Source organism: Aquimarina sp. KJ22-3 (assembly GCF_055808215.1).
In genome coordinates this window covers 3,643,990-3,664,747 of sequence record NZ_CM147859.1, presented here as the reverse complement: position 1 = coordinate 3,664,747, position 20,758 = coordinate 3,643,990, and the positions used below count along the sequence as shown (strand labels likewise).

Here is a 20,758-nt window from a genome sequence, read left to right as displayed (position 1 = left end):
CAAAGAACGTATTGTGTGAATTACATATCAGGAATCCTTTTGTCATCACTTAACAATGTAATTTCTATATTAAATATAGTGAAAATTGATGAGGTAATCAAAAAATACTATAATCTTAGTTATCAACCACTTATAAACTTAAGTTATTAACTTTTGTTCATAAAAAAAGCTGCTCGTTTGAGCAGCTCTTTTTGTATGTTATTACTAAGAAATTAGTTTCTTTTTTCTTTAATACGAGCTTTCTTACCAGTAAGACCTCTGAAGTAGAAAATACGTGCTCTACGTACCTTACCTCTTTTGTTCACTTCGATTTTTTGAAGTGCCGGTAAGTTAACTGGGAAAATACGCTCTACTCCAATAGTACCAGACATTTTTCTGATGGTAAATGTTTCGGTAGCTCCAGAACCTCTTCTTTGGATAACAACTCCTCTAAAGAACTGTGTACGTGTTTTGTTTCCTTCTTTAATTTCGTAATACACTGTGATAGTGTCTCCTGCTGCAAACTCAGGAAATTCTTTTTTGGTAACAAATTCGTCTTGTACGAATTTTACTAAATCTTCCATTTTGATATAGTTTCTTAGGTTTCCTTAAAGCAACATTCACGATTTTCGCCAGAGGTTGTTCTAATCAGGCTGCAAAAATAAATATATTTTGTGTATTCACAATGTTTTTATTGTATTTATTTTCAGGAGTTAATCATTTAATAGGTCCGGTCTTCGTTCTTTAGTTCGTTGATAGGCTTGTTCTTCTCTCCAGGCTTCAATTTTTGGGAAATTGCCAGAAGTTAGAATTTCCGGAACTTTCCACCCTTTATACTCAGCAGGCCTAGTGTAAATAGGTGGAGCAAGCAGATCATCTTGAAAAGAGTCGGTGAGGGCAGAGGTTTCATTTCCGAGTACACCTGGGATTAGCCGTATGATCGCATCGCATAGGATCAGAGCTCCAAGTTCACCTCCAGATAAAACATAATCGCCTACGGATATTTCTTTGGTGACAAAATGATCCCGGACTCTTTGGTCTACGCCTTTATAATGACCACAAAGAATGATTAGATTCCCTTTTAGTGATAGTTGATTGGCAATACCCTGATTAAGTGTTTCTCCGTCTGGTGTCATATAGATCACCTCGTCGTATTCACGTTCCGATCGTAATTTGGAAATACATTTATCAATAGGTTCTATCATCATCACCATACCAGCGCCTCCACCAAATTGGTAGTCATCAACCTGTCGATAGTTATCGCTCGTATAATCTCTGAGATTGTGTAAATGGACCTCTACCAAGCCTTTTTCTATAGAACGCTTCATTATAGAAGCTTCAAAGGGGCTTTTTAGAATGTCGGGAACTACTGTTATGATATCAATGCGCATCTTTCATCATTTTCCTGAGAGCTGCAAAGATGCAAAAGAATATGTAAATAATCTAGAAATAGTGCTTACTTGGCACCTGCTTTTCGCTGCTTATTGATTTCATCCTGAAGTTTACGCATCACCTTTTGTTCGCGCTCCAGAGCTCTTCTTCTGTGATCTTCAAATTCGGCTTCAGTTTCTGCTAGGGCTTTTTTAGCTTGTATAGTAACTGCATTGCTGTTTTTGAATTTGAAAATAAAGAAACTCAACAATAGAATAAGTCCACCAACGATCAACCACATAATGGTTTTGTAACTGGATTTTGAAACCGAAGCTCCCACAAAACTCATACTGTCTTTTTCGTTGGTTACGGTAGCTAAATCTTCGTTGGTTTTATTTAGAGATTCTTGAAGTCCACTTATCGTGGTCTTTTGTTGTTCGATTTGTTGGTTAGAAACATTTAGCTTTGATTCTAGCGTTTTAATCGAATCTATAGTGTTTGATTTCAGTTTATTTAACCAAACTTGCTTTACTACCTTGTATTCCTGGTATCTCCCAGACTTTTTGATCACTACATCAAACTGCCCTTCAATATCCTCTTGTTGTAAAGCTTGTTCTGCAGATAGATTTTCTTCCTGAGCTTTGGCTTGGTTTAAAAATGATAAAGTGATTATGATAGAAAAAAATAGATATTGTAGTAATTTCATGTGAATAGTATTGTTTTTGGTCGTTGAATGTAAGATGGAATGCCTAAATTATTTTAAAAATGTAGTAGCAAAATAACCCATTAGATTCCTAGTTTAGATTCTAACGAATTTTTAGCTCCTTTTATCTACGTTTAATTTCTTCTGTAACGGTAATAAATGTACGATATTGTAAGTAATTATGAAGTTTTTTTGTAAGAAATTACTTTGGGTTGGTTTTTGGATTAATTGTCTGCAAATGAAGTGGTTGTTTGCATGGATTTTTAAAGGGTTTTCTGCTGCTTTTGACAAAAGAAGTAATTGTGGTAGGGGCAAAAGAAAAAAATGATATAAAATAAAAAGGTGGTTATTCAAATAACCACCTTTTCTTGTTTCTGTTTTGTTGCTTTCTAGTAGTACGTAAAACGTCTTACTTTGGCAATGTATTTTGATAGTCGAATTACCTGGTGACTATATCCATACTCATTATCGTACCATACATATATGATAGCATTATTTCCGCTTGCATCTACAATAGTAGCATTACTATCATAGATCGAAGGAGCAGAAGATCCTACGATGTCAGATGATACTAATTCATTGTCTAATGAATATTTGATTTGCTCTACCAAGTTTCCTTCTAGTGCATATTTTTTGATTACCGAATTAAGGCTTTCTTTAGAGGTCTTTTTCTCGAGATTAAGGTTTAAGATTGCTAAAGAACCGTTTGGTACAGGAACACGAATAGCGTTAGAAGTCAATTTACCTTCCAAACTCGGTAATGCTTTTGAAACGGCTTTACCAGCTCCTGTTTCAGTAATTACCATGTTTAAAGCCGCAGCACGACCTCTTCTGTATTTTTTGTGCATATTATCTACCAGGTTTTGGTCATTGGTATATGCATGAATGGTTTCTAAGTGACCGTTTACTACACCGAAGCTTTCTTCTATTGCTTGTAAAACAGGAGTAATGGCGTTTGTTGTACATGAAGCCGCAGAAAAGATATTCACCTTATCAGGATCGTTCTCTTTGTGATTTACTCCGTGAACGATATTAGGGATTCCTTTTCCAGGGGCAGTAAGTAAAACTTTGTCTACTCCTTTTGCTTTTAAATGACGACTTAGTGCTTCTTGATCTCTGAAAGCACCCGTGTTGTCTATTACCAAAGCATCATCGATGCCGTAAGTTGTGTAATCGATGTCTTCTGGATTGTTGGCACTAATAATATGTACAGTAGTTCCGTTGATGATTAGTGAATTGTTTGCGATATCGGTCTCTACAGTACCAGCAAACTCACCATGTACAGAATCATTTCTTAATAAAGAAGCTCTTTTTTCTAAAACTTCTTCAGTAATTGCTCCTCTAGTTACAATGGCTCGAAGACGAAGTTGACTTCCTTTACCGGTAATCGTCATTAATTCTCTTGCTACCAAACGCCCAATTCTTCCAAATCCATATAATACTACATTTTTAGGAGAAATAGGTTTGAATGTTTTGGCATCTTTCAATTTTTCCTGTACAAAACGATTTACAGAACCAAATTCATCACTTGCCAAATGGTACTCATAAGTTAGTTTACCAATATCTAATTTAGAAGGAGGTAAATCCATCAATTTGATCGCTTGGGCGATCTCTACAGAATCAAAAATGGAAATAGGTTTTTGCACGAACTCTCCAGCATATTCATGTAGATTGATGATTTCGCTTACATTTTTGTCTATCAATTGGTTTCTAAACAATACCAATTCGATAGAGTTGTCGTACCATAAATCACTCACAGTCTTGATAAACGCTACTGTTGCTCGCCGTCTGTCTGCTTGGAAGGCAAGTTCTTTTTCATAAACTTCGTTAGAACTCATAATTTTGTTGTGTTTTTTACAGTCTTGAAATTTCGTGCAAAAGTATATATTTCAAACGTTTTCGTAAAACCTTTTTTAATAAAAAACTCCCATTACTTTTTGATTGCAATGGGAGCCTTTATTTTATAAGGGTTTGGTGCTTGTTTTATTGAAAAACAAACTCTCTTTTTCTCCATCTCTGTCTATCAAACTAATGGTTAGATCTTCGTCAGGGTATCTACTGTCAATAATTTCTTTGACTTCCATAACATTTTTGACCTTTTTACCATCAATCTCGCTAATGATTAATCCCTTTAGGTTATATCGTTGCATTCTTGCACTTAGCGCTTTTGAGATGACTACACCATGATCAGTATTAAAACTTTTAAGATAATCTTTTGGGGGATTAGCAACTTCTACACCTACATCCTGTAAAATATACTGTTGGATAACGTATTTGCTTAACCGAACAGGTTTTATAAGTTCGTTATTATCTCTAACAATTTTTACATTAATCACATCATTCGGGCTCTTACTGCTTACATATCCTGTCAGGTCAGCGAATTTTCTAATACGTAATCCATCAATTTCTTTAATTAAATCTCCTTCTTGTAAACCTGCCTTTGCAGCTCCACTATTTTCTTCGATACCTGCGATGATTACTCCTTGAGATTCGGTAATCTTATATTTCTCTTTGTAATCCTCTGTGAATGGAGCTGCATTAATACCGATAATGGCTTTTTGCACATCTCCAAACTCCAAAATATCTTCTACAATTTTTTTTGCATTGTTGGAAGGCACGGCGAAGGCATATCCCACATAGCTTCCCGTTTGTGAGGTAATCGCAGTGTTGATGCCAATCAATTCTCCACGGGTATTGACCAAAGCACCACCGCTATTACCAGGGTTGATCGCAGCATCGGTTTGTATAAAAGACTGGAAATTAGCATCTTGTTCATTTAGATCTCTTGATTTTGCACTGATAATACCAGCGGTTACTGTAGAGGTAAGATTAAAAGGGTTTCCTACAGCAAGTACCCATTCTCCAATTTTGGCATTATTTGAGTTGCCAAATGGGATATAGGATAATTTTTCTTGCGGGTCGATCTTAATTAATGCAATATCGGATTGAGGAGAAGTTCCTACAACTGTAGCTTTGTATGATTTGTTGTTGTTTAAGGTGACTTCTAAATCTGTTGCACCATCAATAACGTGATTGTTGGTAACGATATATCCATCTTCGGTAATGATCACTCCTGATCCTGCTCCCTGAATTCTTCTTTCCTTTTCTCCTCCATTTCTGAAAAATTCCATCAAATTTCTTGGAGCGCGTGTAACCCCATATTGTTTAACATGCACTACGGCATTTACTGTTTTTTCTGCAGCAACGGTAAAGTCTGCTCCAACTTGTGCAGCAGCATTTAATTTTGTATTAGCAACCGTATAAGCTGTGGGAATCGCACTGGTCTTGGATTCACTTTGGGTAATTACTATTTTCTCTGGTTCTGGTTCTAAAAAGGCTTTGTAAGCACCCAGGGTAAGCACTCCTGCTAGAATTGCCACCGCCAATAAACTCAAAAATCTTTTCATTTGCTTAACTTTTTATATTTTACTTTGACTAATTATTTCTTGAATAGACTATCAATAACTATTAAAATTACAATTATAGTATACTTTTTTTGTGATTTTTAACTCACAATTAACAGCGGTATTATGTCATCATTCTTTGTACCTTTGCCTTTTACAAAAAAAGAATAATGATCCTTACATTTTATAAATATCAGGGTACCGGAAACGATTTTGTAATTATTGATAATCGTGATGCTATTGTGTCCAAAAATAATACCAAATTGTTTGCGAGACTTTGTGACAGGAAATTTGGAATTGGAGCAGATGGTCTCATGTTGTTGGAGCAACCTCAAAATGATGAGGATGATTTTACCATGGTGTATTTTAATGCTGATGGAAATGAAAGTTCAATGTGCGGTAATGGAGGTAGGTGTCTTGTTGCTTTTGCAGCTTTTTTAGATATTATAAAAGATAAAGCAACGTTTACCGCGATTGACGGGAAACACCATGCAGAGATTAAGGATGGTCTTGTTCGTTTGCAAATGCAAGATGTACAAGAGATTGAAAAATATAAATCTCACCTTTTTTTAGACACAGGATCGCCACATCATGTAACTATGGTAGACCGGCTAGCTGAGTTTGATGTACAAAATGTGGGTAGATCCATTAGGAATGGAGCGCCTTATTTTGAATCTGGTAGTAATGTGAACTTTGTCGAAAAAAAGAATGGTAATTTGTTTGCTGTAAGAACTTATGAAAGAGGTGTAGAGGATGAAACACTTTCTTGCGGTACAGGAGTAACGGCAGTTGCACTTTCAATGCATGCTACTCAACAAGTGGATCAGGAAGAAGTGAATATAGATACTCCTGGGGGAGCGTTGAAGGTGACTTTTAAACCTACGCCTGAGGGATACAAGGATATTTTTCTGATTGGCCCTGCCGAACAAGTTTTTAAGGGAGAAATTGAATGTTAACATTAAAAGGAGAACATATTTATTTAAGGGCACTTGAGCCTGAAGATCTTGATTTTGTTTATGTTATTGAAAACGATGAACAAATTTGGGAAATGAGTTCTACACAAACCCCATATTCGCGATTTTTAATCAAACAATATCTCGAAAATGCGCATCAGGATATTTATGAAGTCAAGCAGTTGAGATTGGTGATTTGTACCACGGACGATGCTTCGATAGGACTAATTGATTTATTTGATTATAATCCAACTCATAATAGGGCAGGAGTTGGGATTATTATTGCAGAAAAGGAACATAGAGGGAAAGGATATGGAGCTGAGGCCCTACAATTAATCATACAATACGGTTTTACTCATCTTAGGTTACATCAGCTATACGCTAATATTTCTGAGGATAATTTAACCAGTATTAAGTTATTCGAGAGTCGAGGTTTTCAAAAAATTGGAGTAAAAAAGGATTGGAACCTTATCAATAACACTTACAAAGACGAACTTTTATATCAATTGTTATATGTACATTAAAAAAATATTATTGGCAATAGCTCTTATGGGATTAATAGGAGGAGGGATTTTTGCTTACAATGTGTATCAGGCGGTTTTTTCTCCAAACACCAACTTTGAGGAAGATTCGGTTATCGTACAGATACCTACAGATGCTACTTATACAGAGTTAATCGAAATAATTTCACCATCCATTAAGGATATTTACAGTTTTGATAGGATTGCCAGTAGAAAAGGGTATTCAAAAAATATAAAGGCTGGTAGATACATTATCAAAAAAGGACTGAATAATAATGATATTGTAAATATATTGAGAAGTAAAAATACTCCGATTAATGTTACTTTTAATAATCAGGAACGATTAGAGAATCTTGCGGGACGTATAGCGCAACAAATAGAAGCTGATAGTACTTCCTTAATTACTGCTTTTAAAGAAGAAGCTTTTGTTCAAGAGCATGGTTTCTCCTTAGAATCTGCATTGTCAATGTACATTCCTAACAAATATGAATTTTTCTGGAATACTTCGGCAAAACAGTTCAGAGATAGGATGCTCAAAGAGTATACCCGTTTTTGGGAGGGGAAGCGTACAGCTAAAGCAAAAAAAATAGGGCTTACACCTACTCAGGTAATCACTGTAGCATCTATAGTACAAAAAGAAACCGCCAAGGTCGATGAACGGCCAAGAGTAGCTGGGGTGTATATGAATCGATACAATAATGGATGGAAACTAGATGCGGACCCAACCGTTATTTATGCGATAAAAAAACATAGGAATGACTGGCAAACAGTGATCAAAAGAGTTTTGTACAAAGATCTTGAACTAGATAGTCCTTATAACACCTATAAGTATGCAGAATTGCCTCCAGGACCTATTACAATGCCAGATATTTCTGCAATCGATGCCGTTCTTAATTACGAGAAGCATGAGTATTACTTTTTTGTAGCTAATGTAGAAAATATGGGATACCATAAATTCGCGAAAAGTATAGAGCAACATAATCGTAATAAAAAGCAGTATATCGATTGGATAAATAAGCAAGGAATTAGACGATAATTCCACTTCGTCAAAAAAAGGCTAGACAAGCTTTTCTACCTCATTTTACGGTTTTAAAAACAAAATTTATTCACAAAAAATCATTTTTTTTGTGAATAAACTCATGAATTGCGTGATTAATTTTTATCGACGAAGTAACTTCATTTGACGTTTAAGTGTTTGGTTTTAGTGTTTTTGATGCTTTTTTTAAGCTTTTTTTAGGTATTTTTAAAGCTAACTATTTGATTTACAATGTTATAATTTATTTAACACTTTGTAATTTGTTTGTAATAAAAAAGCTGTATCTTTGCACGGCAAAAATTTAAGTAGAAGGGGAACACTTTTAGGGTGTCTACTTAGAAATTTTTTATATGATAAAGAAGATAACAGGATTATCTATTTTGCTTACAATTGGGGGTTTATTTCTACTGAGCTTTAGGGCTGAGGAAAAGGTAGATTTAAGTTCATACAGCACTGCAGATTTGGACTTGTTTTATGTAGCTCCAAATTTTAACGAAATAGAAGAAGAGGAGGAAAGTATAGTTGTTTCTCCTAAACTGGGGAAATCTTATATCGGTTTTAAGGAAGCGATCGCTTTTAAAGAATCTAGGGGAGATTACGGTGTAGTGAACCAGTTTGGATACATGGGGAAATATCAATTTGGAAAAGGAACTCTGGCTCTTATTGGGCTTAAAAAGATTAATAGAGAGGAGTTTTTAACAAATCCAGCACTTCAAGAAAAGGCGTTTTACGCTAATCTTTCACGAAATAAATGGGTACTACGTAGAGATATCAAATGGTTTGAAGGAAAAAGGATGAATGGGGTAATGGTCTCTGAATCTGGTATTCTAGCTGCCGCACATTTGGCAGGTCCTAAAGCGGTAAAGCGTTACTTGCGTAGTGGTGGTGTCGAAGGCTTTGCAGATGCATTTGGTACGACTATTCGCTATTATATGAAGCGCTTTGAAGGTTATGATACTTCGTTTGTAGAAATGAATCGGTATGCAAAGGTAGAAAGAGAGCTGCTTTAGTGGTCTCTTTGTATGATATAGATAGCAGGTCTTTTGTGTAAATCAACTTCTTCTGGGTTCCATTCTTCAACACGTTTGGTGGCTATATATTCTGTAGTCAGTGTAATATCACAAGCGACGCATAATCGGGTGTTTGGGTGCAGTATAGCTTTAAGATCGGCTAGCATTTTATCATTTCGGTATGGGGTTTCGATAAAAATCTGCGCCTGATTTTTTTCTAATGATATTCTTTCCAGCTGCTTGATGGTTGATTTGCGTTCTGCTTTGTCAATAGGTAAATAACCGTTAAACGTAAAGCTTTGCCCATTCATTCCACTACTCATCATCGCCAGTAATATCGATGATGGACCTACAAGAGGAGTGACCTGGATTCCCTTTTCGTGAGCAATCTTAACAACTTCGGCTCCAGGATCTGCGATTCCTGGACACCCGGCATCAGACATTAGTCCGATAGATTCGCCATTTAAACAAGGAGTTAAATAACTTGGGATTTCAGCAGTATCTGTGTATTTGTTTACGGTATGAATCACTAACGAGCGCTGAGATTTACTAGGGCTTACTTTTTTAATAAATCGTCGGGCAGGTTTCTCGTTCTCTACAATGTAGTGATTGATTTGTTCCAAAACCTTTTTTATAGAGATGGGTAGTACTTCTAAAGGGACATCGTCTCCTAATCGAGTAGGAATCAAATATAATTTTCCTTTGGGATCTAGGGGTTTAAGCTCCATAGGGTTGTTAGTGGATTGTTTTAGGTTTATTGATTTGTGTTACTATTGGCAGGGTGTTGGTTGTATTACATCCTTATTTATAGTTAAATATACAAAAACTTTAGGTCTGGAAAAGTTAAGTTGTGCTTTCTAGCTTTGTAGCGATAGTGTTACAAGCTTGGTCTAGCATTTCAAAAACTTCTTCAAATCCTCTTTCGCCTCCATAGTAAGGGTCAGGAACATCTAGGGTCTCGTTGAGCTGTAATTCGTCCAAAATTAGTTTTACCTTCGATTGGTCCTCGGTATTACGAGCTAACTTTATAATATTTTGATAATTAGAACGATCCATTGCGTAGATAGTGTGGTATTGGTCAAAATGACCGGTACTAAATTGAGCGGCTCTTTGATCAGTAATGTCTATATGGTGTTCTTTTGCAATTTTAATGGATCTGGTATCAGGTTTGCTTCCGATATGATAACTGCTTGTTCCGCAAGAGTCTACCTGATATTTTTCTGGATCTAGTTTGGATTTTAATATACCTTCAGCCAAGGGGGATCTACAGATATTGCCAAGGCATACCATCAAAATCTTAGTTTTCATACTGCTAAAGGTTATGTTATAATGTAAGTTTCTTGCCTAGATCTTCTACGTACTTTCTAAATTGTTTGTCGGTAGAGGATAAGTTGTCTACTGTTTTGCAGGCGTGAAGTACTGTGGCGTGATCTCTCTTTCCTATTTGTGTTCCAATACTAGCTAAAGAAGCTTTGGTTAGTTTTTTTGCAAAAAACATAGCTAATTGTCTGGCTTGAACAATATGTCTTTTTCTTGTTTTGGATTGTAGGGTTTCTACATCCATTTGGAAATAATCACTTACAACTTTTTGTATGTAATCTATAGAGACTTCGCGTTTTGTATTTTTTACATAATTGTCTACAATCGCTTTGGCCAGATCAATGGTAATATCCTTTTTGTTGAAGGAAGAGTGTGCAATCAAGGAAATTATAGCACCTTCCAACTCTCTGATGTTGGTTTTGATATTGTTGGCCAGGAATTCAACAATCTCTTCTGGCATTTCTACACCATCTCGATACAGTTTGTTCTTGATAATAGAAACTCTTGTTTCGAAATCTGGTTGGTGTAACTCTGCAGATAATCCCCACTTGAAACGAGAAAGTAGTCGCTGCTCGATATCTTGCATATCTACAGGAGCTTTATCACTAGTAAGGATTACTTGCTTGCCGTTTTGGTGTAAATGGTTGAATATGTGGAAGAACACATCTTGAGTTCCTGCCTTACCCGATAATAATTGAATATCATCAACAATAAGAACATCTATAATTTGATAGAAATGAATAAAGTCGTTTCTATTGTTCTTTTTTACAGACTCTATATATTGTTGTGTAAACTTTTCCGCAGAAATGTATAAAACCGTTTTTTCAGGATAGTTGTCTTTGATATTTACACCTATAGCATGAGCTAAGTGTGTTTTTCCTAGTCCTACCCCTCCAAAAATCAATAGTGGGTTAAAAGATGTTCCTCCGGGCTTGTTGGCTACAGCCATACCAGCTGATCGTGCTAATCTGTTAGAGTCCCCTTCAAGGAAATTATCAAAATTATAGCTCGGATTAAGTTGCGACTCAATTTTTACGTTTCTAATCCCAGGAATTACAAAAGGATTTTTTAATTCTGGATTTTTACTTTTGATAGGAACGTCTACTTCTTGAGTGTTAACCGGAGTGCGATTTGCACTAGGAATCTTTTCGGTAAACGGCTTTTTGTTGCCGTAAGTGTTTTCCATTTTAATTACATAAACCAATTTTGCACTTTCACCCAGTTCGCGAGTTAAAGACACCTTCAAAAGGTTAACATAATGTTCTTCTAACCATTCATAGAAAAATTTACTAGGTACCTGAATACTCAAAGCACTATCTGTAAGTTTTACAGCTTTAATTGGTTCGAACCAAGTTTTAAAAGCTTGAGGTGTAATGTTGTCTTCTATAAAAGACAGACAGTTATCCCAAACAGATTGCGCAGTTACATTCATTCGAGTGGCCGGATTTACTATTTTTATTAGGTTATGTAAAAGAAATTGTTGAAAAACTCCTTACTATTTTTGCATGACAAATATGTGAACAAAAAATGTAAAAAAAACGATTTAGGGGTTGAATTTTAATTATTTTTTTCGCATAATTTGATAGTGTTTCTATTAAAAATGTTAATAATCATTTCAAAAGATATATGCTAATCACTTCAGAAACAGGACTCAGAGTACGTTATTCCGAAACAGACCAAATGGGGATTGTCCATCATGGAAATTATGCACAGTACCTAGAGCTGGCACGAATTGACTGGCTATCCCGATTAGGGATTTCTTATAAGTCTATGGAAGAAAATGGTATAATGCTTCCTGTGTTTACTTTAGACTTTAAATTTAAGAAATCTGCTTTCTTTGACGACGAATTGATTGTTAAAACTCATTTAAGGAAAATTCCTACAGTTAAGATTATTTTCGATTACGAAATATATAATCAACATCAAGAATTGTTAACAACAGCTTCTTCTATATTAGTATTTGTTGATGCTGCAACTAGAAAACCGATCCCTTGCCCTTCTTTTTTATTGGAAAAAATAAAAGCGGTTAGTCAGCCAGCTTCTTAATTTCTATTTCATACAACGGGGAAAAAACCTCATTTATTTTATGGGTTATTTTTTTCTTACCGAAATGTAAATTTTACAACTTAATTCTAGCTCTTGCTTGGTTATTTTTAAGTTGTGTTCCTTGATTATGCGCATTACTTTGTTCATGTCTTTATACTCGAAGCTGATGACATAATCAATGTTAATCGTTTTTTCAACAATAACCGAATTTTGTAGTGCTAGCTGTGCACTGGTTTTATAGGCGTTTATCAATCCACCGACCCCAAGTTTTGTTCCGCCAAAATACCGAACCACAACCACAAGAACATTAGTAACATCAAATGATTGGATTTGTCCATAAATAGGCTGCCCGGCAGAGTTCGATGGTTCTCCGTCATCATTGACCCGACGTTTTGTTTTTTCGGTTCCTATTTGCCATGCATAGCACCAATGTCTTGCGCTGTGATGTTGTTTTTTAAGACTGTCAAGTAGATGTTTAGCTTCCTCCTCTGATGCGATAGGGAAAGCATATCCGAAAAACTTACTGTTTCTGTCCTTGAAAAGAGTTTCATCTCCTGGTTTTTCAAGCGTATTATATGTGTCTTTGGTGTCCAATTTAGGCTATTGAAAGAGCGACTAATATAATGCTAATTACTGCCAGGATGATTCCGATCCAATTTTTGGGAAGTAATTTTTCTTTGAAAAAGAAGATCCCGGCTAATGTTGAAACCAATAGGATAGAAACATTATTGATGGTGAACACCGTAGAGCTATCCATTACATCATGTCGTAATGCCTTTATTAAAAAGTAGATAGAAAAATAGTTAGGAACACCTAACCCAATCCCTGCAATGATATTTTTGACTGAGATTTGTAAGGATTGTGTAAAAGATTTATAGAGGAGTGTGAGTATTCCTATAGAAGCTGCAAATCCAAAAATTGTAGCCGAAAAGATAGAAACATCGTTTTTTGCAACATAATTGGTTTCCATATATTTTAGACTAGTATCTATAATTCCACTACCTATAAATACAAGCAATGGGAAGATAAGGTTTCTTTTGGTAAGAGAGGATCCTTCTTCGTTTTTCATCGAAGTCAGATACACCGCAATAAGTGCAATGACAATCCCAATAATTTTGACTGCTCCAGTACTTTCTTTATAAACAATGATCCCGAAAATAATAGGTATGGCTAAACTCATTTTTGTAGCTACTGCAGCTACAGAAAGTCCATTTTTTTGAGTGGTTATGGCCATGAGATTAAAAACAGATATAAACACAACTCCCAATATCATCGCTCCATAAAACCAGTCTTGTTTTGTTATATAAGTAATGCTAACCGAATTTCCCTGTGCAATAACTCCAGAGATACAGGCAACTACATAATTTACGATTATAGCTTGTAGCGTATTTACATTGTATTTGGCAAAAAGCTTGAAGATTACAAAGATCAAGCTTGAGGATAAAATGCTTAAAATAAGGTATATCAAAATAAATCAGATTTTGAGGTAAATAAATCAATGACATCGTCTGCTTTTGGATTGTTATTCCATACGTGAATACCTAATTTTTGGGCAGCATCCGTGTTTTCTTTGGTGTCATCCACAAAAAGTGTTTCAGTGGGTTGGATTTGATGCTCTTGGAGCACAAATTCAAAAATGTCAGAGTTTGGTTTTCTATATTGAATCTCGTGCGATAGATAAAATGAATTAAAACAAGATTTAAACTCTTCATAAAAAGAAATGTGTTGCTTGATCCAGTTGATATGCAATTCATTGTTGTTACTCAAAAGAATTAATTTGTAGTCTCCTGTAGCCGCAAGATGTTTTACGAAATCTAGTCGGTATTTCGGAAAATCTGAAAGAATAGCATTCCATGCTTCAATAAGTTGTTGTTCTGTTGCTTCTGGTAAGAGACGGTGATAATTTTGAATAAATTCTTTGGTAGTTATTTTACCTACTTCATACTGGTTGTTAAGATCTTGTATCGAATCGTTGAATTGAAAATCGCCTAGTTGTGATAATTCTCTTAAGGTTGCCGGTTTGTCTAAGTTGATGAATACATCTCCAAAGTCAAAAATTATAGTCTTGATCATTTTGGTATATGCTAAGAGTATCTTTTTCTATTTTTTTTGTCAAAGGTAATCTTTTAGTAAAATCTGGGGCTAAGATTCCCTTTTCAAAGGTGAGGTTGCCTTCAAAAACACGAGCTTCATCCCATAGATTTTCATCTATAAAAGACTGAAGCGTCGTGGTTCCCCCTTCAATAATAACGGATTGGATGTCGTGTTTGTATAAAATGGCACATATTTCTTGGGCAATATTTTTTTTGGTACTTACTTCTTCGTAAATCAAAGATTCAGTGCTTTCTTTTAGATGTTGCTTCGATGTGAGGACAATAGTTTTGATCGAATTATCCGTTACAAAAGAATCTTTAGGTATTTTATTGGATCTGTCGATTACAATTCGAATAGGATTTTGCCCATGCCAATCTCTTGCATTTAATTTAGGATTGTCTTTAATAACGGTTTGGTTTCCTACCAATATAGCTTGTTCCTCTGTTCTCCATTGATGAACTAGTTGTCTAGAATAAGGACTAGTGATCCAAACTGGTGTTCTCTGATTCTTAGTGTCTGGAGCAATATATCCATTGCTGGTTTGGGCCCATTTTAGAATGATGTAGGGACGTTTTTTCTTATGAAATGTAAAAAATCGTTTGTTGAGCTCGTTGCATTCTTTTTCCAATACTCCAACGGTAACATCACAACCTGCATTCATTAGTTTTTTTATACCTGCTCCAGAAACTTTTGCAAAAGGATCTATGGTACCAATCACTACTTTTTTAATGCCTTTGCTGATGATCAAGTCACTGCAAGGAGGTGTTTTGCCAAAGTGACTACAAGGTTCTAGACTTACATAGATAGTGGAACTTTCTAATAGAGAAACGTCTTTTACCGAATTAACAGCATTTACTTCGGCATGAGCTTCTCCGGATTTGTAATGCCATCCTTCACCAATAATTTTTCCATTATGAACGATTACGCAACCCACCAAAGGGTTGGGGTAGGTGGTGCCTAATCCATTTTTAGCGAGTTGGATACAACGTGCTATGTAATTCTCGTGAGTATTCATGTTTATTTGGATACTGCAATTTTTTGAGTTTTTTCTATCTCATAGGGGTAAGAAAAATTTCCAAGATGATATCTCAAAACTCCTTTGTATTCTATTTGTAAAGAATCTGTTTGAATTACTTTTAATACACTTCCTAATAAACTTTGTTTGTGTTGCTCGTAAATTTTAGAAAGTGAGAAGGTTCCTTGTAACGGAATAGAAAATTCATCCTTGGCAGGAACTTCAAATTCTCTGGCAGAGATGGTTCCCATTGCTATGTTATCAACAAAAACCTGAACATCTTCTATAGATAAGGTTCCGCCTAGGTAGTTAGGATTGTCAAAAACAGCATCTGCATGTAGTGTTATATCCCGAAGACTTACGTTTTTAACCTCTAAATTATCAATGTGCTTTAATTGTGGTTTTTTGGAGAATGAGCAGCCAGAAAACAAGGTGATTATTGTTAATAACAATAGAATTTTCATCATTGATTCCTGTGCGGATTTGGCGTATATTTCAGTATTCATACTCTGTCCTTTTAGAACAACGCAAAAGTAGTATTAAAAAGTAATGGATGCTATAAAAATTAGAACAATTGAAAAGAAAGATAATGAATTCATCGCCAGTATTATAAGAGAGGTATTGGTAGAAATGGGGGTTCCAAAGGTGGGAACCGCTTATGAAGATGAATCTTTGGATAAAATGTTTGAGACGTATAACCAACCCAAAAGCGTGTATTATGTGGTAGAGGAAAATGGTGTGATTTTGGGTGGCGGTGGTATTGCGCCTTTAGAAAATACGGATGAAAATATTTGCGAGCTTCAGAAAATGTATTTCTTACCAAGTCTTAGGGGTAAAGGGATCGGGAAGAAAGTAATTCAACAATGTTTGGATTTTGCGAAAGCCTCTAAATACTCAAAATGTTATTTAGAAACCATGCCGTATATGAAAGCGGCACGGGCGCTTTATGAAAAAGTAGGCTTTTCAAATTTGGAACAACCGGTTGGGGATACAGGACATTATAGTTGTCAGGCTTGGATGATAAAGGAACTCTAATGATCATAAAAACATCAATTTGAAGATAAAAGATTTACGTACTCATTTCAAGAATGCGCTGTCAAAAGCATATGATGCCGAAGAAGTGATGTCATTTTTTTATTTGCTTACAGAAAAAAGATTAGGTTTGCGTCGTGTAGATATTGCGCTACAATTGGAAAAGGAGCTTGCCGAAGATGTACTAGCATTTTTTAAGGAAGCCGAAAACAGGTTATTAGACTTTGAGCCTGTACAATATATTATTGGAGATACAGAGTTTTTTGGTTTGTCCTTTTTGGTCAATGAAAATGTACTAATTCCTCGACCTGAAACCGAAGAATTAGTAGATTGGATCCTGAAGGATCATTTAGGCGTAGCCGATGAGTTGAAAATATTGGATATCGGTACTGGGAGTGGTTGCATTGCCATTACGTTGGCAAAAAATCTTCCCAATGCAAAAGTGTATGCGATTGATGTTTCTGAAAAAGCGTTAGCCCTTGCCAAGCAAAATGCCTATAAAAATCAGGTGAAAATTGAGTTTATTCAGCTAGATGTTTTGAAAGAAGAGATCGATGAAGTCAACTTTGATATTGTGGTATCGAACCCTCCGTATGTTAGAGAGCTTGAAAAAACAGAAATGAAAACAAATGTGTTGGAGAACGAACCTGCTCTAGCGCTTTTTGTGTCTAATGATGACCCTCTTATTTTTTATAGAAGAATTAGCGTGTTGGCTAAACAATTGTTGACAGAGCACGGGAGGTTGTATTTTGAAATCAATCAGTACCTGGGGACGGAAACTAAAGAGCTTATAGACAAGTTACAGTTCAATACTGTAACTTTACGTAAAGATATTTATCAAAATGACCGTATGATACGGGCCGATTTAAATTGATTAAAATATGAATGTATTAAATTCGATTTGTGTTTTTTGCGGAAGCAGCGAAGGAAATCACGAAGAAGTTATATCACAAGCTATTCTGCTTGGAGAAAAGCTGGCTGAACAAGAGATTGCCTTGGTATACGGAGCAGCCAAAATTGGTATCATGGGGCATGTGGCCAAAGGAGCATTAGATCATAATGGTAAAGTGATTGGCGTTATCCCAGAATTCTTAAAACTCAAAGAAGTAGTGCATCAGGGGCTGAGTGAATTGATCACAACAGAAAATATGCACCAAAGAAAAATGAAAATGCATGACCTAAGTGATGGGTTTATTACATTACCAGGAGGATTTGGTACCTTAGAAGAGTTGTTCGAAATTATTACCTGGTCACAACTTGGATTACATCAAAAACCGATTGGTCTGCTCAATGTGGGAGGGTTTTATGATCATTTATTAGGGTTGTTAGAGAATATGGTGAGGAGGGGGTTCCTGAAAATGGAAAACTTCGAATTGCTATTGGTCGATGACAATATCGATGGTTTGCTGGAAAAGATGAGAGCTTTTAAACCAGCTCAGGTTCCAAAATGGTTAAAACCTAGCAGAACATAGGAACAATAAAAAATGCAATTAATAATCAAAGTTTGCAATAGTAAACAAGGTGTGTAATAGAAATGAATACAGAAGAACAAATTAATCAATTAAGGGAAGAACTACGTCAACATAATCACAATTACTACATTTTGGATGCACCTACCATCAGTGATTATGAATTTGATATGAAATTAAAAGAGCTTCAGGCTTTAGAAGATAAACATCCAGAATATTACGATGCTAATTCTCCCACCTTAAGAGTAGGCGGAGGGGTTACCAAGAGTTTTGAAACCGTGGTTCATGAAGAGCGGATGTATTCCTTGGATAACTCCTATTCTAAAGAGGATTTGTTGGATTGGGAAAAGCGGATTAAAAAAATCGTTGATGGAGAAGTAAATTATACTTGTGAACTTAAATACGATGGAGCTTCTATTAACCTCACTTACGAAAATGGAGCGCTAGTTAGTGCAGTTACTCGAGGAGATGGTATACAAGGGGATAACGTAACCACTAATGTAAAAACCATAAAATCTGTTCCGCTTAAACTAAAAGGGGATTATCCGCCAAAATTTAACATCCGTGGAGAGATTGTATTGCCTTATGATGGTTTTGCAAAGATGAATCAGGAAAGAATCGCGGCAGGAGAAGAGCCTTATGCTAACCCTCGTAATACGGCTTCAGGAAGTTTGAAACTTCAGGATAGTAGTGAGGTGGCAAAACGTCCTTTGGATTGTTTACTGTATAGTATCAAAGGAGATCGATTGGGGATTAAAACGCAATTCGAAAATTTGGACAAAGCAAGACAATGGGGGTTTAAAGTTCCTGTAGAGTCAAAGTTGGTAAAAAATATTGATGAGGTACTGGAGTTTGTAAATTATTGGGATGAGCATCGTCATGATTTACCCTATGAGACCGATGGAGTGGTGATCAAAGTAAACGATTTACAGCAACAGGACGAACTTGGGTTTACGGCCAAAGCACCCAGGTGGGCAATGGCTTATAAGTTTAAGGCAGAGCAGGTTGCTACCGTGTTAAATGAGATTACGTATCAGGTAGGGAGAACTGGGGCTATAACCCCAGTAGCAAACCTCGATCCGGTCTTGTTGGCAGGGACTACGGTAAAAAGAGCTTCCTTGCATAATGCAGATCAAATTGAAAAACTGGATATTCGAGAAGGAGATACTGTTTTTGTAGAGAAAGGAGGAGAAATCATTCCTAAAATTGTTGGAGTAGATTTTCAGAAAAGAAGTCAGGATTCTCAACCCACTCAATATATAACCCATTGCCCCGAGTGTCATACAGAGTTGATTAGAAAAGAAGGAGAAGCACAACATTACTGCCCTAATGATAAAGGGTGTCCTCCGCAGATTATTGGTCGTATCCAACATTACATTTCTAGAAAAGCCATGGATATTGAAGGTCTGGGTGGAGAGACTGTAGCCTTGTTGGTAAATGAAGGGCTGATTACAAATTATGCAGATCTTTACGATTTAAGAAAAGAACAGGTTATTCCATTAGAAAGGATGGCTGAGAAAAGTGCCGAAAACCTGGTAAGTGGAATAGAGAAATCCAAAGAGATCCCTTTTGAACGGGTGCTGTTTGCTTTGGGAATACGATATGTAGGAGAAACCGTGGCCAAAAAGCTGGTTAAGCATTATAAAACTATAGATGCTATTGTGAATGCTAGCGAAGAAGAATTGGTGAATGTGGATGAAATTGGGATTAAAATAGCGCAAAGCGTTAAGGAGTTTTTTGCTTCAGAAGAGAATAGAATCTTGGTAAAACGCCTTGAAGAATATGGGGTTCAATTAGAGATGTCGGCAGAAAAGCTGGCAAATCAAACTGATACGCTTAGTGGACAAACTTTTGTGGTGTCTGGAGTCTTTGAAAAAGTGTCTCGAAACGAGCTTAAAAAATTGATAGAAGATAATGGAGGCAAGGTTTCAAGTTCCATATCTTCCAAAACATCCTATGTTGTTGCAGGAGCTAATATGGGGCCAAGTAAACTCGAAAAAGCAAACAAATTAGAAGTGCCTATAATAAGTGAGGACGATTTTCTTGATATGGTTAAATGAAAATACGAACGCTGATTAAAATATTGCTTTTAATTGCAGGAGCACTTTGTGTTCTTAGCACGGCGTTTCAGTGGCCAATGATAGAATTGTATGCAAAACCGACAACGGTTCCTCTTTTTTTATGTTATACTGGTTTCAGGTAAAAAAAATAGATGGACTTTTTTGGTGATATTGTTTTTGTGCTTTTTGGGGGATATCTTCTTGCTGATTGATGTACAGAGCAGTTTTATGTTTGTATTACTTAGTTATACCATTTGCTATCTCATCTTATTCTATTATTTATACAAGAACTTTAAACCTATTGACTATGGGGTTACAGATATCATATATTTGATTGTTTTCTTTGTAGCGTGGACATTTATTGTATACGAAATTTATGATGTGACCGAAAAAGAAATGGGAGATATAAGGCCGTACGGAGTGGGATATATTATTATACTTTATTTACTACTTATCGGTGCTGTTTTTCAATATGCAAATGTGAGATCTTCAAAATCTTTATGGTTTTTGATAGCGGTTTTGAATTTTGTGATTAGCGATTCTTGTTTTGCACTTAATAAATTTTATATTCCTTCTATAGAATTTGAAATTATAAATTCTATATACCAGTTGTTGGCGGTATTCTTCTTGGTGCAGTTCAAAATATCGAGTCCAACACCATTAAAGCTAAAGGATATCCAGGGCTAAATTTCTGAAAGTCATTTTTTTGTTAAATTTTAGTATATTGTTAATTCATTTCTCACAA

Annotated in this window: 23 protein-coding genes; 10 read left to right on the top strand and 13 right to left on the bottom strand. The window is 35.8% G+C overall.

The annotated features are described in order from the left end of the window. Positions 1–212 precede the first annotated feature (212 nt). From rplS to AC0L3Q_RS16785, 5 genes are all read right to left on the bottom strand, one after another. Positions 213–563, bottom strand: coding sequence for a 50S ribosomal protein L19 (gene rplS, locus AC0L3Q_RS16805; RefSeq protein ID WP_473281216.1), 351 nt, complete (start codon positions 561–563; stop codon positions 213–215). A 129-nt stretch (positions 564–692) separates the two neighbouring features. After that, positions 693–1,370, bottom strand: coding sequence for a tRNA (guanosine(37)-N1)-methyltransferase TrmD (gene trmD / locus AC0L3Q_RS16800; protein WP_473281214.1), 678 nt, complete (start codon positions 1,368–1,370; stop codon positions 693–695). A gap of 65 nt (positions 1,371–1,435) precedes the next feature. After that, on the bottom strand, positions 1,436–2,056 hold the full coding sequence (locus AC0L3Q_RS16795; RefSeq protein ID WP_473281213.1) for a tRNA (guanine-N1)-methyltransferase: 621 nt from the start codon (positions 2,054–2,056) through the stop codon (positions 1,436–1,438). Positions 2,057–2,442: 386 nt separating this feature from the next. Beyond that, positions 2,443–3,891, bottom strand: a complete 1,449-nt coding sequence (locus tag AC0L3Q_RS16790) for a glyceraldehyde-3-phosphate dehydrogenase (protein ID WP_473281212.1) — start codon at positions 3,889–3,891, stop codon at positions 2,443–2,445. A 123-nt stretch (positions 3,892–4,014) separates the two neighbouring features. Beyond that, positions 4,015–5,460 carry a S1C family serine protease gene (locus AC0L3Q_RS16785; protein WP_473281210.1) on the bottom strand — a complete coding sequence of 482 codons (1,446 nt, stop codon included), beginning with the start codon at positions 5,458–5,460 and terminating at the stop codon, positions 4,015–4,017. A 167-nt stretch (positions 5,461–5,627) separates the two neighbouring features. Here AC0L3Q_RS16785 and dapF point away from each other — a divergent pair, with 167 nt between their 5' ends. The 4 genes from dapF (at position 5,628) to AC0L3Q_RS16765 (ending at position 8,977) form a co-directional block, all read left to right on the top strand. Beyond that, the gene (gene dapF, locus AC0L3Q_RS16780; protein ID WP_473281208.1) at positions 5,628–6,413 is read left to right on the top strand and encodes a diaminopimelate epimerase; all 786 of its coding nucleotides are present in this window, start codon (positions 5,628–5,630) and stop codon (positions 6,411–6,413) included. Then, complete coding sequence (locus tag AC0L3Q_RS16775; protein WP_473281206.1) at positions 6,407–6,934, top strand: GNAT family N-acetyltransferase; 528 nt, start codon at positions 6,407–6,409, stop codon at positions 6,932–6,934. The genes dapF and AC0L3Q_RS16775 overlap by 7 nt, the downstream gene beginning before the upstream one ends. Beyond that, entirely contained in the window at positions 6,924–7,967 is a 1,044-nt protein-coding gene (mltG, locus tag AC0L3Q_RS16770; RefSeq protein WP_473281204.1) for an endolytic transglycosylase MltG, read from the top strand. Before AC0L3Q_RS16775 ends, mltG begins: the two co-directional genes overlap by 11 nt. A gap of 350 nt (positions 7,968–8,317) precedes the next feature. Continuing rightward, a complete protein-coding gene (locus AC0L3Q_RS16765) occupies positions 8,318–8,977 on the top strand; it encodes a peptidoglycan-binding protein LysM (RefSeq protein WP_073316243.1) in 660 nt (219 codons plus the stop codon). Here AC0L3Q_RS16765 and AC0L3Q_RS16760 read toward each other — a convergent pair. The 3 genes from AC0L3Q_RS16760 to dnaA form a co-directional block, all read right to left on the bottom strand. Then, on the bottom strand, positions 8,974–9,705 hold the full coding sequence (locus AC0L3Q_RS16760) for an SAM-dependent methyltransferase (RefSeq protein WP_073316244.1): 732 nt from the start codon (positions 9,703–9,705) through the stop codon (positions 8,974–8,976). The two genes, AC0L3Q_RS16765 and AC0L3Q_RS16760, sit on opposite strands and share 4 nt — an antisense overlap. A gap of 115 nt (positions 9,706–9,820) precedes the next feature. Beyond that, positions 9,821–10,285, bottom strand: a complete 465-nt coding sequence (locus AC0L3Q_RS16755; RefSeq protein ID WP_473281201.1) for a low molecular weight protein-tyrosine-phosphatase — start codon at positions 10,283–10,285, stop codon at positions 9,821–9,823. A gap of 16 nt (positions 10,286–10,301) precedes the next feature. After that, the gene (dnaA, locus tag AC0L3Q_RS16750; protein ID WP_073316246.1) at positions 10,302–11,729 is read right to left on the bottom strand and encodes a chromosomal replication initiator protein DnaA; all 1,428 of its coding nucleotides are present in this window, start codon (positions 11,727–11,729) and stop codon (positions 10,302–10,304) included. A 194-nt stretch (positions 11,730–11,923) separates the two neighbouring features. Between dnaA and AC0L3Q_RS16745 the strand changes: the two genes are divergently transcribed. Further along, positions 11,924–12,343 carry an acyl-CoA thioesterase gene (locus AC0L3Q_RS16745; protein ID WP_473281198.1) on the top strand — a complete coding sequence of 140 codons (420 nt, stop codon included), beginning with the start codon at positions 11,924–11,926 and terminating at the stop codon, positions 12,341–12,343. Positions 12,344–12,388: 45 nt separating this feature from the next. On the opposite strand, the gene AC0L3Q_RS16740 is transcribed toward AC0L3Q_RS16745, so the two are convergent. From AC0L3Q_RS16740 to AC0L3Q_RS16720, 5 genes are read right to left on the bottom strand one after another with little or no spacing between them, the layout of a single operon-like run. Then, a complete protein-coding gene (locus AC0L3Q_RS16740) occupies positions 12,389–12,937 on the bottom strand; it encodes an IMPACT family protein (protein ID WP_473281196.1) in 549 nt (182 codons plus the stop codon). A gap of 1 nt (position 12,938) precedes the next feature. Continuing rightward, positions 12,939–13,811: an EamA/RhaT family transporter gene (locus AC0L3Q_RS16735; RefSeq protein WP_473281194.1), complete on the bottom strand. Its 873-nt coding sequence runs from the start codon at positions 13,809–13,811 to the stop codon at positions 12,939–12,941. Continuing rightward, a complete protein-coding gene (locus AC0L3Q_RS16730) occupies positions 13,808–14,416 on the bottom strand; it encodes an HAD family hydrolase (RefSeq protein WP_473281192.1) in 609 nt (202 codons plus the stop codon). Before AC0L3Q_RS16730 ends, AC0L3Q_RS16735 begins: the two co-directional genes overlap by 4 nt. Continuing rightward, positions 14,394–15,452, bottom strand: a complete 1,059-nt coding sequence (gene ribD / locus AC0L3Q_RS16725; protein WP_473281190.1) for a bifunctional diaminohydroxyphosphoribosylaminopyrimidine deaminase/5-amino-6-(5-phosphoribosylamino)uracil reductase RibD — start codon at positions 15,450–15,452, stop codon at positions 14,394–14,396. The genes AC0L3Q_RS16730 and ribD overlap by 23 nt, the downstream gene beginning before the upstream one ends. Positions 15,453–15,454: 2 nt before the next feature. Continuing rightward, positions 15,455–15,958 (bottom strand): hypothetical protein, encoded by a 504-nt coding sequence (locus tag AC0L3Q_RS16720; protein ID WP_473281188.1) that lies wholly within the window; start codon positions 15,956–15,958, stop codon positions 15,455–15,457. A gap of 43 nt (positions 15,959–16,001) precedes the next feature. On the opposite strand from AC0L3Q_RS16720, the gene AC0L3Q_RS16715 reads away from it, so the two are divergent. From AC0L3Q_RS16715 to AC0L3Q_RS16695, 5 genes are all read left to right on the top strand, one after another. After that, positions 16,002–16,487 (top strand): GNAT family N-acetyltransferase, encoded by a 486-nt coding sequence (locus tag AC0L3Q_RS16715; RefSeq protein ID WP_073316253.1) that lies wholly within the window; start codon positions 16,002–16,004, stop codon positions 16,485–16,487. A 19-nt stretch (positions 16,488–16,506) separates the two neighbouring features. After that, positions 16,507–17,358, top strand: coding sequence for a peptide chain release factor N(5)-glutamine methyltransferase (prmC, locus tag AC0L3Q_RS16710; RefSeq protein ID WP_473281185.1), 852 nt, complete (start codon positions 16,507–16,509; stop codon positions 17,356–17,358). Positions 17,359–17,365: 7 nt separating this feature from the next. Beyond that, positions 17,366–17,956 (top strand): LOG family protein, encoded by a 591-nt coding sequence (locus tag AC0L3Q_RS16705; protein WP_473281183.1) that lies wholly within the window; start codon positions 17,366–17,368, stop codon positions 17,954–17,956. Positions 17,957–18,018: 62 nt separating this feature from the next. Next, on the top strand, positions 18,019–20,013 hold the full coding sequence (gene ligA / locus AC0L3Q_RS16700; protein ID WP_473281181.1) for an NAD-dependent DNA ligase LigA: 1,995 nt from the start codon (positions 18,019–18,021) through the stop codon (positions 20,011–20,013). A 90-nt stretch (positions 20,014–20,103) separates the two neighbouring features. Beyond that, the gene (locus tag AC0L3Q_RS16695) at positions 20,104–20,700 is read left to right on the top strand and encodes a lysoplasmalogenase family protein (protein WP_473281179.1); all 597 of its coding nucleotides are present in this window, start codon (positions 20,104–20,106) and stop codon (positions 20,698–20,700) included. Positions 20,701–20,758 lie beyond the last annotated feature (58 nt).

What these genes read in the sequence shown, in the direction of transcription:
- AC0L3Q_RS16760 (WP_073316244.1), bottom strand. Translation starts at nt 9,705, where the DNA reads ATGGAGCTTAAACCCCTAGATCCCAAAGGAAAATTATATTTGATTCCT.
- AC0L3Q_RS16730 (WP_473281192.1), bottom strand. Translation starts at nt 14,416, where the DNA reads ATGATCAAGACTATAATTTTTGACTTTGGAGATGTATTCATCAACTTA.
- AC0L3Q_RS16785 (WP_473281210.1), bottom strand. Translation starts at nt 5,460, where the DNA reads ATGAAAAGATTTTTGAGTTTATTGGCGGTGGCAATTCTAGCAGGAGTG.
- AC0L3Q_RS16775 (WP_473281206.1), top strand. Translation starts at nt 6,407, where the DNA reads ATGTTAACATTAAAAGGAGAACATATTTATTTAAGGGCACTTGAGCCT.
- ribD (WP_473281190.1), bottom strand. Translation starts at nt 15,452, where the DNA reads ATGAATACTCACGAGAATTACATAGCACGTTGTATCCAACTCGCTAAA.
- ligA (WP_473281181.1), top strand. Translation starts at nt 18,019, where the DNA reads ATGAATACAGAAGAACAAATTAATCAATTAAGGGAAGAACTACGTCAA.
- AC0L3Q_RS16765 (WP_073316243.1), top strand. Translation starts at nt 8,318, where the DNA reads ATGATAAAGAAGATAACAGGATTATCTATTTTGCTTACAATTGGGGGT.
- dapF (WP_473281208.1), top strand. Translation starts at nt 5,628, where the DNA reads ATGATCCTTACATTTTATAAATATCAGGGTACCGGAAACGATTTTGTA.
- trmD (WP_473281214.1), bottom strand. Translation starts at nt 1,370, where the DNA reads ATGCGCATTGATATCATAACAGTAGTTCCCGACATTCTAAAAAGCCCC.
- mltG (WP_473281204.1), top strand. Translation starts at nt 6,924, where the DNA reads ATGTACATTAAAAAAATATTATTGGCAATAGCTCTTATGGGATTAATA.
- AC0L3Q_RS16755 (WP_473281201.1), bottom strand. Translation starts at nt 10,285, where the DNA reads ATGAAAACTAAGATTTTGATGGTATGCCTTGGCAATATCTGTAGATCC.
- rplS (WP_473281216.1), bottom strand. Translation starts at nt 563, where the DNA reads ATGGAAGATTTAGTAAAATTCGTACAAGACGAATTTGTTACCAAAAAA.
- AC0L3Q_RS16745 (WP_473281198.1), top strand. Translation starts at nt 11,924, where the DNA reads ATGCTAATCACTTCAGAAACAGGACTCAGAGTACGTTATTCCGAAACA.
- AC0L3Q_RS16790 (WP_473281212.1), bottom strand. Translation starts at nt 3,891, where the DNA reads ATGAGTTCTAACGAAGTTTATGAAAAAGAACTTGCCTTCCAAGCAGAC.
- dnaA (WP_073316246.1), bottom strand. Translation starts at nt 11,729, where the DNA reads ATGAATGTAACTGCGCAATCTGTTTGGGATAACTGTCTGTCTTTTATA.
- AC0L3Q_RS16720 (WP_473281188.1), bottom strand. Translation starts at nt 15,958, where the DNA reads ATGAATACTGAAATATACGCCAAATCCGCACAGGAATCAATGATGAAA.
- AC0L3Q_RS16705 (WP_473281183.1), top strand. Translation starts at nt 17,366, where the DNA reads ATGAATGTATTAAATTCGATTTGTGTTTTTTGCGGAAGCAGCGAAGGA.
- AC0L3Q_RS16695 (WP_473281179.1), top strand. Translation starts at nt 20,104, where the DNA reads ATGCAAAACCGACAACGGTTCCTCTTTTTTTATGTTATACTGGTTTCA.
- AC0L3Q_RS16715 (WP_073316253.1), top strand. Translation starts at nt 16,002, where the DNA reads ATGGATGCTATAAAAATTAGAACAATTGAAAAGAAAGATAATGAATTC.
- AC0L3Q_RS16795 (WP_473281213.1), bottom strand. Translation starts at nt 2,056, where the DNA reads ATGAAATTACTACAATATCTATTTTTTTCTATCATAATCACTTTATCA.